This is a genomic window from Pseudomonas sp. Irchel s3b2 (assembly GCF_900187445.1).
Taxonomy (GTDB): Bacteria; Pseudomonadota; Gammaproteobacteria; order Pseudomonadales; family Pseudomonadaceae; genus Aquipseudomonas.
This window is the reverse complement of the sequence record NZ_FYEB01000002.1, coordinates 429,835-442,068: the sequence shown is the minus strand read 5'-3', so window position 1 is coordinate 442,068 and position 12,234 is coordinate 429,835. Positions and strand designations below refer to the sequence as shown.

The 12,234-nt window shown below is 59.9% G+C and carries 11 protein-coding genes; 9 read left to right on the top strand and 2 right to left on the bottom strand.

Annotated elements, in window-relative coordinates; translation table 11 throughout:
* Positions 1-54: 54 nt before the first annotated feature.
* From choX to CKW20_RS08845, 6 genes are all read left to right on the top strand, one after another.
* Entirely contained in the window at positions 55-999 is a 945-nt protein-coding gene (gene choX, locus CKW20_RS08875) for a choline ABC transporter substrate-binding protein (RefSeq protein WP_095052591.1), read from the top strand.
* A 101-nt stretch (positions 1,000-1,100) separates the two neighbouring features.
* A complete protein-coding gene (locus tag CKW20_RS08870; protein ID WP_095052590.1) occupies positions 1,101-1,988 on the top strand; it encodes a 3-keto-5-aminohexanoate cleavage protein in 888 nt (295 codons plus the stop codon).
* Positions 1,989-2,127: 139 nt separating this feature from the next.
* Complete coding sequence (locus CKW20_RS08865; protein ID WP_095052589.1) at positions 2,128-3,093, top strand: L-carnitine dehydrogenase; 966 nt, start codon at positions 2,128-2,130, stop codon at positions 3,091-3,093.
* A 136-nt stretch (positions 3,094-3,229) separates the two neighbouring features.
* Positions 3,230-3,706 carry a thioesterase family protein gene (locus CKW20_RS08860; RefSeq protein ID WP_095052588.1) on the top strand — a complete coding sequence of 159 codons (477 nt, stop codon included), beginning with the start codon at positions 3,230-3,232 and terminating at the stop codon, positions 3,704-3,706.
* Positions 3,707-3,719: 13 nt separating this feature from the next.
* A complete protein-coding gene (locus CKW20_RS08855; RefSeq protein WP_095052587.1) occupies positions 3,720-4,883 on the top strand; it encodes a gamma-butyrobetaine dioxygenase in 1,164 nt (387 codons plus the stop codon).
* 351 nt (positions 4,884-5,234) lie between these two features.
* A complete protein-coding gene (locus tag CKW20_RS08845; protein WP_095052586.1) occupies positions 5,235-5,498 on the top strand; it encodes a hypothetical protein in 264 nt (87 codons plus the stop codon).
* Positions 5,499-5,550: 52 nt separating this feature from the next.
* On the opposite strand, the gene CKW20_RS08840 is transcribed toward CKW20_RS08845, so the two are convergent.
* Together CKW20_RS08840 and CKW20_RS08835 are read right to left on the bottom strand one after the other, a co-directional pair.
* Positions 5,551-6,654, bottom strand: coding sequence for a GlxA family transcriptional regulator (locus tag CKW20_RS08840; protein ID WP_095052585.1), 1,104 nt, complete (start codon positions 6,652-6,654; stop codon positions 5,551-5,553).
* A gap of 612 nt (positions 6,655-7,266) precedes the next feature.
* Positions 7,267-8,643 carry an L-serine ammonia-lyase gene (locus CKW20_RS08835; RefSeq protein ID WP_095052584.1) on the bottom strand — a complete coding sequence of 459 codons (1,377 nt, stop codon included), beginning with the start codon at positions 8,641-8,643 and terminating at the stop codon, positions 7,267-7,269.
* A gap of 437 nt (positions 8,644-9,080) precedes the next feature.
* Here CKW20_RS08835 and CKW20_RS08830 point away from each other — a divergent pair, with 437 nt between their 5' ends.
* The 3 genes from CKW20_RS08830 to choV all read left to right on the top strand — a co-directional run bounded on the left by CKW20_RS08830 (position 9,081) and on the right by choV (position 12,117).
* Positions 9,081-10,028, top strand: coding sequence for a choline ABC transporter substrate-binding protein (locus CKW20_RS08830; protein ID WP_008072543.1), 948 nt, complete (start codon positions 9,081-9,083; stop codon positions 10,026-10,028).
* 68 nt (positions 10,029-10,096) lie between these two features.
* Positions 10,097-10,942 carry a choline ABC transporter permease subunit gene (choW, locus tag CKW20_RS08825; RefSeq protein WP_030128579.1) on the top strand — a complete coding sequence of 282 codons (846 nt, stop codon included), beginning with the start codon at positions 10,097-10,099 and terminating at the stop codon, positions 10,940-10,942.
* The gene (gene choV, locus CKW20_RS08820) at positions 10,939-12,117 is read left to right on the top strand and encodes a choline ABC transporter ATP-binding protein (RefSeq protein WP_095052583.1); all 1,179 of its coding nucleotides are present in this window, start codon (positions 10,939-10,941) and stop codon (positions 12,115-12,117) included. The genes choW and choV overlap by 4 nt, the downstream gene beginning before the upstream one ends.
* Positions 12,118-12,234 lie beyond the last annotated feature (117 nt).

The following is a 12,234-nucleotide window of genomic DNA, read 5'->3' as shown; positions in this document are numbered from 1 at the left end:
CACCGGCGCATCAGACACCGGAACCCACAATAACGACCTGCCGAGGAACCCGACATGAAACGACTGATCAGCAGCTGTGTTCTTGCACTCAGCGGTACCGCTTTTTTGAGCGCCAGCATCATGGCGGCCGAACCCGCGTCGTGCCAGAACGTGCGCATGGGCGTAGTGAACTGGACCGACGTGATCGCCACCAGCGCCATGACCCAAGTATTGCTCGACGGCCTCGGCTACAACACCAAACAGACCAGCGCCTCCCAGCAAATCATCTTCGCCGGGATTCGCGACCAGCGCCTGGACTTGTTCCTCGGTTACTGGAATCCGCTGATGACCCAGACCATCACGCCGTTCGTCGCGGCCAATCAGGTCAAGGTGCTTGAGGCGCCAAGCCTGAAAGACGCCCGCGCCACCCTCGCCGTACCGACTTACCTCGCCGACAAAGGTCTGAAAACCTTCGCTGACATCGCCAAATTCGAAAAAGAACTGGGCGGCAAGATTTACGGCATCGAGCCTGGCTCGGGCGCCAACACTCAGATCAAGGCGATGATCGCCAAGAACCAGTTTGGCCTGGGCAAGTTCCAGCTGGTCGAGTCCAGCGAAGCCGGCATGCTTGCAGCGGTGGATCGCGCCGTGCGGCGCAAGGAAGCTGTGGTGTTCTTCGGCTGGGCGCCGCACCCGATGAACGTCAATGTGCAGATGACTTACCTCACCGGCAGCGAAGACGCCCTCGGCCCGAACGAAGGCATGGCCACGGTCTGGACCGTTACCGCGCCGAACTACTCGCAGCAATGCCCGAACATCGGCCGCTTGCTGAGCAACCTGACCTACACCGCCGAAGACGAGAGCCGAATGATGCAGCCATTGCTGGATCACAAAGATGCCTTCGAATCGGCGAAACAATGGCTCAAGGATCACCCGCAAGACAAGCAACGCTGGCTCGAAGGCGTGACCACTTTCGACGGCAAACCGGCGGCTGAGAACCTGAAACTGACCAGCAAATAGAACCGAAATGAACCACCGATTCGCAGCCCGATGCGGGCTGCGAACGGAATCGTCACGCCCTGAGCCACACCCAAAAATCACGCCTTGCAAGGAACCGCCTCATGAACCACGACGTCATCATCACCTGCGCACTCACCGGTGCTGGCGACACGACCGCCAGAAGCCCACACGTGCCGGTCACCCCGAAACAAATCGCCGCGGCCGCCGTGGAAGCCGCCAAGGCTGGCGCCACCGTGGTCCACTGCCATGTTCGCGACCCCGAAACCGGCAAATTCAGCCGTGACATGGCGCTGTATCGCGAAGTGATGGAGCGCATCCGCGAGGCCGACGTCGACATCATCGTCAACCTCACTGCCGGCATGGGCGGTGACCTGGAAATCGGCGCGGGCGAGAACCCGATGGAGTTCGGCCCGAACACCGACTTGGTCGGCCCGCTGACCCGTCTGGCCCACGTCGAAGAACTGCTGCCGGAAATCTGCACGCTGGATTGCGGCACCCTGAACTTCGGTGACGGCGACACCATTTACGTGTCCACCCCGGCGCAACTGCGTGCTGGCGCCAAACGCATTCAAGAACTGGGCGTTAAGCCTGAGCTGGAAATCTTCGACACCGGTCACCTGTGGTTCGCCAAGCAGATGATCAAGGAAGGCCTGCTCGATAACCCGTTGTTTCAGCTGTGCCTGGGCATTCCGTGGGGCGCGCCGGCCGACACCACCACCATGAAAGCCATGGTCGACAACCTGCCGGCCGACGCGGTCTGGGCCGGGTTCGGTATCGGTCGCATGCAGATGCCAATGGCGGCGCAGGCGGTGTTGCTCGGCGGCAACGTGCGGGTCGGTCTGGAAGACAATCTGTGGCTGGACAAGGGGGTTTTGGCGACCAACGGCCAACTGGTCGAACGCGCCTCGGAAATCCTCAGCCGCCTCGGCGCGCGCGTTCTGACCCCAGCTGAAGGCCGGGAAAAAATGGGCCTGACCAAGCGCGGTTAACCCCCACACACAATACCTGTAGGAGCGAGGCTTGCCCGCGAAGAGGCCGGTACATCCGGTGGATTTCTTGCGACAGGAAAGCCGTCTTCGCGAGCAAGCTTCGCTCCTACAGGATCACCGAACTTTTTAGGAAGCCGCCATGAGCTTTATCACTGATATCAAAACCTTCGCTGCGCTGGGCAGCGGTGTCATTGGCAGCGGCTGGGTATCCCGCGCCCTCGCCCACGGCCTCGATGTGGTGGCTTGGGACCCGGCGCCCGGTGCCGAAGCGGCGCTGCGCAAACGCGTCGCCAATGCCTGGGGCGCGCTGGAGAAACAAGGCCTGGCACCCGGCGCGTCGCAGGATCGGCTGCGCTTTGTCGCCACCGTCGAAGAATGCGTTCGCGATGCGGATTTCATCCAGGAAAGCGCTCCAGAACGACTGGAACTGAAACTGGAACTGCACAGTAAAATCAGCGCCGCGGCCAAGCCCAATGCCTTGATCGGTTCCAGTACGTCGGGGCTGCTGCCGAGCGAGTTCTACGAGAGCTCGACCCACCCGGAACGCTGCGTGGTCGGGCACCCGTTCAACCCGGTTTACCTGCTGCCATTAGTGGAAGTGGTCGGCGGCAAGAACACCGCGCCAGAAGCGGTGCAGGCGGCGATGAAAGTCTATGAATCCCTAGGCATGCGCCCGTTGCATGTGCGCAAGGAAGTGCCGGGCTTTATTGCCGACCGTTTGCTCGAAGCGTTGTGGCGTGAGGCGCTGCATCTGGTCAACGACGGTGTAGCGACCACCGGCGAAATCGACGATGCGATTCGTTTTGGCGCGGGTCTGCGCTGGTCGTTCATGGGCACCTTCCTGACTTACACCCTGGCGGGCGGCGACGCAGGCATGCGGCACTTCATGGCGCAGTTCGGGCCGGCGTTGCAGTTGCCCTGGACCTATCTGCCGGCACCGGAGCTGACCGACAAATTGATCGGTGATGTGGTGGATGGCACCAGCGATCAGTTGGGCAAGCACAGCATCTCGGCGCTGGAGCGCTATCGTGATGATTGCTTGCTAGCGGTGCTGGAGGCGGTGAAGACCACCAAAGCCAAACATGGCATGGCGTTTAGCGAGTAACCCGTAACACTGATCGTTCCCACGCTCTGCGTGGGAATGCAGCCCGGGACGCTCCGCGTCCCAAAAGGCGTGACGCAGAGCGTCACAGGAGGCGTTACCACGCAGAGCGTGGGAACGATCATCTCTGGAGAGCAAGATGCCCACCCTCACCACCTACCAAACCAAAATCATCCCCGACTGGGTCGACTACAACGGCCACCTGCGCGATGCCTTCTATCTGCTGATTTTCAGCTACGCCACCGACGCGCTGATGGATCGACTGGGCATGGACAGCAACAACCGCGAAGCCAGTGGCAACTCGCTGTTCACCCTCGAACTGCACCTCAACTACCTGCACGAAGTGAAGCTCGACGCCGATGTCGAAGTGCACACCCAGATCATCGGCCATGACCGCAAGCGCCTGCACCTCTACCACAGCCTGCATCTGGTGGGCAGTGACAAGGAGCTGGCCGGCAATGAACAAATGCTGCTGCACGTCGACCTCGCCGGACCGCGATCCGCACCGTTCAGCGAAGACACCTTGAGCAAGCTGCAAGTCATTGTCGCCGAGCAAGCCGACCTCCCCGCACCCGCCTGGATAGGCCGAGTAATCGCGTTACCCCCCGAAAAATAACAAGGAGCTCGCCATGAACACCGCCGCCGCTTTCGCCGATTTCCGCTCCTACCCGCTGATCAGCGCGTTGACCGCCATGCACATCCTGGCGGACCACATTCAAGTGCAGTGGGCGGACGGTCGGGTCAGCCCTTTTCATCATCAATGGCTACGGGACAACTGCCCGTGCCCGCTGTGCGTCTACACGGTGACCCGCGAGCAAGTGCTGGAAATCGTCGATGTCGCGGAAAATCTGATCCCCGACAGCGCCCGAATCGATACCGATGGTTGCCTCTGTGTCGATTGGCAGGACGGCCACCTCAGCCGCTTCGACCCGGGCTGGCTGCGGGCCCACGCCTATGACGATGAATCCCGCGCCGAACGCCGGTCCGCCAAACCGAAATGTAAGCGCTGGGACAGCCAGCTGAAGTTGCCGGTGTTCGACTATCAGGCGTTGATGGACGACAACGATGCCTTGCTGCAATGGCTCCTGGCCGTGCGTGACATCGGCCTTACCCAAGTTCGCGGCGTGCCCACGGAGCCGGGATCGCTGAAGCTGATTGCCCGGCGGATTTCTTTTATCCGCGAGAGCAATTTCGGCGTGCTGTTCAACGTGCAATCCAAGGCCGACGCCGACAGCAATGCCTACACCGCCTTCAACCTGCCGCTGCACAGCGATCTGCCCACTCGGGAGCTTCAACCGGGGCTGCAATTTCTGCATTGCCTGGTCAATGACGCCGACGGCGGCGAGAGCATTTTCGTCGACGGTTTTGCCATCGCCGAAGCCTTGCGTCGGGAAGATCCTGAGGCGTTTCAGGCCTTGTGTGAAATACCCGTTGAGTTTCGCAACAAGGACCGTCACAGCGACTACCGCTGTCTGGCGCCGATCATCGCCCTGGATGCTTTTGGGCAAGTGTCGGAAGTCCGCATGGCGAACTTTTTGCGTGGACCGTTCGATGCTTCGGTGGAGCAGATGCCCCAGCTGTATCGCGCTTACCGACGCTTCATTGCGATGACCCGCGAGGCGCGGTTCAGGCTGATGCAAAGGCTCAATCCCGGCGAGCTGTGGTGCTTCGACAACCGCCGCACCCTCCATGCCCGCAACGCTTTCGACCCCGCTACCGGCGCCCGGCATTTCCAGGGGTGTTATGTGGATCGGGATGAGTTGTTGTCGCGGATTTTGGTGTTGCAACGGTAGACCGCGTCACACCAACCTTGTAGGAGCTGGCTTGCCAGCGAAAGCCAATATGTCTGTCACACCGCTTCGCTGGCAAGCCAGCTCCTACAAATCCACAAGCCAAAAAAAACCCCGATCAAGCCGTGACAGGATCGGGGCAGAGGTGGGTACTGTTGAGGAGCTGCCGTGCGAGGGTGACCAAACCTTCGTGAAGCCAGCTGAGTCCAGTGTGCCTACTCCCGTAGGCAGCAAGTTAGCCGAAAACGACATGTTCATAGCCAATGCGGCCATTGCGACAAATCGCCCTTGCCGCCACTCCATGCCCCCACCAGAATCGAACCACGACACCGTTCCCTGAAGAAGGATTGCGTCATGATGCACGCCGATTTGATTGACCAGGAAGACCTGTTGGGCCAGCTAAAATCGTTGGGTTTTCAAGTGCCGAATGGCTCTACAGCCGAGCAGGCTTGCGAGTGTGCGGTGCGAGGATTGAACGATGAGCGGGCGATGACGCTGCGAACCATGGTCAAGCAGATGTACACCAGCAGCGCGACTATCCTGCCGGCCGTGCGCCAGGCGATCGACAAGCAATTGCTGCCTGCGTTGGCGCAGTACCAGCAAAGCCGTAGCGCCTGAGTACCGCCTCGCCATGATCGTTCCCACGCTCTGCGTGGGAACGATCAGAGCATTAGAGCCTTACGCTGGCAAACGTCGACTCATTGCGCGCCTGGCTCAACGCCGACAGCGGCCCGGACAGCGGCGACAGCACCAGTGCTTGCGGCAGCGGCATCATCGCCACTTGTTGCGTGGTGTTGGAACCCACGCGCTCGTCACGCGGCGGAATGCCAAAGTATTCGCGGTAGCACTTGGAGAAGTGCGGCGTGGACACGAAACCGCACACCGACGCCACTTCGATGATCGACATCGGCGTTTGCTTGAGCAACTGCCGGGCGCGGATCAGGCGCAGCTTCAGGTAGTAACGCGACGGCGAGCAGTGCAGGTACTTCTGGAACAGCCGCTCCAGCTGACGACGCGAAACAGCGACATACACCGCCAGTTCGTCGAGATCGATCGGCTCTTCGAGGTTGGCTTCCATCAGCGCCACGATTTCCTGCAACTTCGGCTGGTTGGTGCCGAGCATGTGCTTGAGCGGCACGCGCTGGTGATCCTGCTCGTTGCGGATGCGCTCGTAGACAAACATTTCCGAGATCGCAGCGGACAGTTCACGACCATGATCGCGGCTGATCAGGTGCAACATCATGTCCAGCGGCGCGGTGCCGCCGGAACTGGTGAAGCGGTTACGGTCCAGGGTGAACAACCGGGTGCTCATGGCCACCCGCGGGAAAGCTTCCTGCATCGCCGCCAGGCATTCCCAGTGCACGCTGCAGTCGAAACCATCCAGCAGGCCAGCACAGGCCAGCGCCCAGCTGCCGGTGCAGACCGCGCCGAGACGACGAGACTGACGCGCCTGGCTTTGCAGCCACGACACGTGCTCGCGGGTTACGGTGCGCTGGATGCCGATACCGCCGCAGACAATGACGGTATCCAGGGGCGGCGCTTTGTGCATGGAGGCGTCGGGGGTGATCTGCAGACCGTCACTGGCCCAGACCTGACCGCCATCGACGGTGAGTGTGGTCCAGCGATACAGCTCGCGGCCGGACAATTGGTTGGCCATGCGCAGAGGTTCTACTGCAGAGGCCAGAGAAATAAGCGTGAAATTGTCCAGCAGCAAAAAGCCGATGGATTGAGGCGCACGGTTCTGGGGTTGGGCCCCGGAGTTGAACGTCGTCATCGCGGTATCTCCTCACACAAAGCGGGTGATGGCCTCAGGCGGAGGCTCTTTTTATTGCCATCGTTCTCGCGTGGGAGACGGGCTTTGTAATGACAGAGCAATTGCCATGCCTAAATTTGAATACGTGTTCAATAACTCCTGAAAACGACGTCGCGATGCGTCTAGATATGGCGCGCAGAGATAAGAGGTCATAAGTGCCATTAGAGGCAGCAAACCCGCTACCCCGTTGCCTGTGAGCAAATCGGTAGCACTTGTGGGAACAGGGCTTCGACGCTCCAGGGGAGAGTGTCACCGCAAGCACGGGTGACGAACGGTCAGGCTCGAATTGGATCCCCTGCCGGGGGAAAGAGGCTTACCTGTTTGCGACGCGCTAAAACGTGGCGCGTTTTGGTGCGGGTGTTCATTTGGTGCGCAGTTTTGACTGGTTTTCTTTGTCAGATGAGCTTTCTGTGGCGAGGGAGCTTGCTCCCGCTGGGGCGCGAAGCGGCCCTAAAACCTACAACCGCAAACTTTCAGATAGACCCCATTCACTGAGTTTGCGGCTGCTGCGCAGCTGAGCGGGAGCAAGCTCCCTCGCCACAGAGATTCATTTCACCATAGGGTTATGCGGTCTCAACACTCGACCGCGCTAACCGCCAACCCACCGCGCGATGTCTCTTTATATTTGTCGTGCATGTCGGCCCCGGTATCACGCATGGTGCGGATCACCCGATCCAGCGAGATAAAGTGCTGACCGTCGCCCCGCAGGGCCATCTGCGCCGCGTTGATCGCTTTCACCGCCGCAATCGCGTTGCGCTCGATGCACGGCACTTGTACCAGCCCGCCAACGGGATCGCAGGTCAGGCCGAGGTTGTGTTCCAGGCCGATTTCCGCCGCGTTGCACAGTTGCTCCGGCGTGGCACCAAGAATCTCCGCCAACCCGGCCGCCGCCATGGCGCAGGCCGAACCGACTTCGCCCTGGCAACCGACTTCGGCACCGGAAATCGAGGCGTTTTTCTTGCACAGAATCCCTACTGCCGCGGCACTGAGGAAGTAATCGACCACGTTGGCGTCGGTCACTGCCTCGCTGAACTTCATAAAGTAGTGCAACACCGCCGGAATGATCCCCGCCGCGCCGTTGGTCGGCGCCGTAACCATACGCCCGCCGGCGGCGTTTTCTTCGTTGACCGCCAAGGCGAACAGGTTGACCCACTCCATGGCGCTCAGCGTCGAGCCGATCACGTTGGGCTTGTTCAACTCCTGTAGGCTACGGTGCAGTTTGGCTGCGCGACGACGCACATTCAGGCCACCAGGCAGGATGCCTTCGTGCTTGAGGCCTTGCTCCACGCAATCTTGCATCGCTCGCCAAAGTTTCATCAGGCCGGCGCGGATTTCCTCTTCGCTGCGCCAGACTTTCTCGTTGGCCATCATCAGCTCTGCAACGCGCAGGTTGTGCTGCTTGCAGAGACTGAGCAGCTCGACGGCGCTGGAGAAATCGTATGGCAACACGGTGCGATCCAGGTCCACCACACCGCTGGAAGCCTGTGCCTCATCGACGACAAAACCGCCGCCGATGGAATAGTAGGTGTCGCGATGCAGTTCGCCGTGATCGCCTTCGACAATCAGGGTCATGGCGTTGGGGTGGAACGGCAGGTTTTCGTCGATCAGGCGCATGTCCCGGGCCCAGATGAACGGGACCGACAAGCGTCCGTCGAGCAACAGCGTGTCGGTTTCACGCAGGGCTTCGATGCGGATGCCGATTTGCGACGGATCGATCGCGTCCGGCCACTCGCCCATCAACCCCATGATCACCGCGTTGTCGCTGCCGTGACCGATGCCGGTAGCCGAGAGCGACCCATAAAGCTGAACTTCGACGCGCCGCACCTGCTCCAAAAGACCTTGCTCACGCAAACCTTGCACGAACAGCGCCGCGGCGCGCATAGGCCCCACGGTGTGCGAACTGGAAGGGCCGATACCGATTTTGAACAGGTCGAAAACGCTGATAGCCATTACTGCTGAACTCCTGGATGTGCCTGCTCCAGGCGCAAAAGCGCCCAGTGACGGAGCTGCTACGCTCAAGCTGCAATCCGCCGAGATGGCCGCATCATCAGGCTTTTGCCATGTCGTTCGACGTCTCACACCGACGCACTCATGCCCACCAGCGCCGCGTGTCTCACACGCCGTGTTTTCGGCGTTTTTTTGCGGATCAGAGGGACAAAACGGGCCGAAAAAAGCTGTAAACGACGTCACCGACACTGGATGCGACCATCCCTGTACTGGATACGACGCACCCTGTAGGCGTCAGATTTTCACTGGTACATGATCGTATCGACTCGATTGCACGGCGCCGTGGTAGAGCTGTCTCCAAAACGCCATCCAACCGCAACAGATAAGTGCGGTGGTCCAGTCGGAACACTGCCAAAAAAAACACTAAGGAGTCGCCCCTTATGAAAGGTTCCCCGTCGTTGTTGTTGGCCGCCATGCTGAGTCTGCCGTTTCTGGCTCAAGCCGCAGAACCGGCCCAATGCAGCACCGTAAACTTCTCCGATGTCGGCTGGACGGACATTACCGTCACCACCGCCACCACCAGCGTCGTTCTCGATGCCCTGGGCTACAAGACCAAAACCACGATGATTTCCGTGCCGGTGACCTACAAGTCGCTGGCCGACGGCAAGAACATGGACGTGTTCCTCGGCAACTGGATGCCGACCATGGAAAACGACATCAAGGCCTACCGCGATGCCGGCACCGTGGACACCCTGCGCGCTAATCTGGAAAACGCAAAATACACACTCGCCGTCCCCGAAGAGTTGTATAACAAAGGTCTGAAAGATTTTGCCGACATCGCCAAGTTCAAGAAAGAACTCGACGGCAAGATCTATGGCATCGAACCGGGTAACGACGGCAACCGCCTGATCCAGAGCATGATCGACAAGAACGCCTTCGGCCTGAAAGACGCCGGCTTCAAGGTGGTCGAGTCCAGCGAGGCAGGCATGCTCTCGCAAGTCGATCGCGCCCAGCGCCGCAACACCGCCGTGGTGTTCCTGGGCTGGGAGCCGCACCCGATGAACACTCGATTCAAGATGAAGTACCTGACCGGCGGCGACGAATACTTCGGCCCGAACTTCGGCCAGGCGACCATCTACACCAACACCCGCAAGGGTTACGCACAGGAGTGCAGCAACGTGGGTCAGTTGCTGAAAAACCTGGTCTTTACCCTCGACATGGAAAGCACGCTGATGGGCAACGTCCTGGACGACAAAATGAAGCCTGACGCGGCCGCCAAGGCCTGGCTGAAAAAGAATCCACAGGTGCTCGATACCTGGCTTGCTGGCGTAACCACCATTGACGGTAAACCTGGCCTGGAGGCCGTGAAAGCCAAGCTCGCACAGTAAAATCGCTTACGCCGGGCGAGTTCGCTCGTCCGGGCTGTTTATTTCCTTGCATGCGGACGTTCACTACCATGCTGATTGATCAGAAAATACCTTTAGGCCAGTACATCGCGGGCTTCGTTGAATGGTTGACGCAAAACGGCGCCAGCACCTTCGACGCAATCGCCGTGTCACTGGAAACGATGATCCACGGCGTGACTTTTGCGCTGACCTGGTTCAACCCGCTGGCATTGATCGGCCTCATCGCGCTACTGGCACACTTCATCCAACGCAAATGGGGCCTGACCGTTTTCGTCATCGCCTCCTTTCTGCTGATCCTCAATCTGGGGTACTGGCAGGAAACCATGGAAACCCTCGCCCAGGTGTTGTTCGCCACCCTGGTGTGCGTGCTGATCGGCGTGCCGTTGGGCATCGTCGCCGCGCACAAACCGATGTTCTACACAGTGATGCGGCCGGTGCTCGATCTGATGCAGACCGTGCCGACCTTCGTGTACCTCATTCCTACCCTGACCCTTTTCGGTCTGGGTGTGGTCCCGGGTCTGATCTCGACGGTGGTGTTCGCGATTGCCGCGCCTATCCGCCTGACCTACCTGGGTATTCGCGATGTTCCGCAGGAATTGATGGACGCCGGCAAAGCCTTCGGCTGTTCGCGCCGTCAACTGCTTTCACGGATTGAACTGCCCCACGCCATGCCAAGCATCGCGGCCGGTATCACCCAGTGCATCATGCTGTCGTTGTCGATGGTGGTGATTGCGGCACTGGTGGGCGCCGACGGCCTGGGCAAACCCGTGGTCAACGCACTGAACACTGCTGATATCGCACTGGGCTTCGAAGCAGGCCTGGCGATCGTACTGCTGGCGATCATGCTCGACCGTATCTGCAAACAACCCGACGCCAAAGTAGGGGGTGACGCATGAGCATTATTCGCTTCGAAGACGTGGACGTGATCTTCTCAAAAGATCCGCGCGCGGCCCTTAAACTCCTCGACGAGGGTATGACCCGCAACGAGATCCTGAAAAAAACCGGGCAAATCGTCGGTGTCGAAAAAGCCAGCCTGGACATCGAGAAAGGCGAGATCTGCGTACTGATGGGCCTTTCCGGCTCCGGCAAGTCCAGCCTGTTGCGCTGCATCAACGGCCTCAACACTGTCAGCCGTGGCAAGTTGTTCGTCGAGCACGAAGGCAAGCAGATCGACATCGCTTCCTGCACCCCGGCGGAACTGAAAATGATGCGCACCAAGCGCATTGCGATGGTGTTCCAGAAGTTCGCCCTGATGCCTTGGCTGACGGTGCGCGAGAACATCAGCTTCGGTCTGGAGATGCAGGGCCGGCCGGAGAAGGAACGGAAAAAACTGGTCGATGAAAAACTCGAACTGGTGGGCCTGACCCAATGGCGCAACAAGAAACCCGATGAGCTTTCCGGCGGTATGCAACAGCGTGTGGGCCTGGCCCGCGCACTGGCGATGGACGCTGACATTCTGCTGATGGACGAACCGTTCTCGGCCCTCGACCCGCTGATCCGCCAAGGCCTGCAAGACGAACTGCTGGAACTGCAACGCAAGCTCAGCAAAACCATCGTCTTCGTGAGCCACGACCTCGATGAAGCCCTGAAGCTCGGCAGCCGTATCGCGATCATGAAAGACGGCCGGATCATCCAGTACAGCAAGCCGGAAGAAATCGTCCTCAACCCTGCGGACGATTACGTGCGCACCTTCGTCGCTCACACCAACCCGCTGAACGTATTGTGCGGTCGAAGCCTGATGCGCACCTTGGACAAGTGCAAACGCATCAACGGTTCGGTGTGCCTGGATCCGGGGGGCGATTCGTGGCTGGACCTGGCCGAAGGCAACACCATCAAAGGCGCACGCCAGAACGGCTCGAGCCTGGACCTGCAGAACTGGATACCGGGGCAAGCGGTTGAAGGTTTGGGGCGTCGGCCAACGCTGGTGGACTCCAACATCGGCATGCGCGATGCGCTGCAGATTCGTTATCAAACCGGTAACAAGCTGGTGCTGCACGACAACAATCATGTGGTGGGGATTCTTGGCGACAGCGAGCTGTATCACGCGCTGCTCGGCAAGAACCTGGGGTAAGAAGCAGCAGACACAAAAACGCCGCGAGATGATCGCGGCGTTTTTGTTTGCGGGATATCGGGGTATGCAGCTGTGCGGCTGATGGCCCCTTCGCGGGCAAGCCTCGCTCCTACAGGT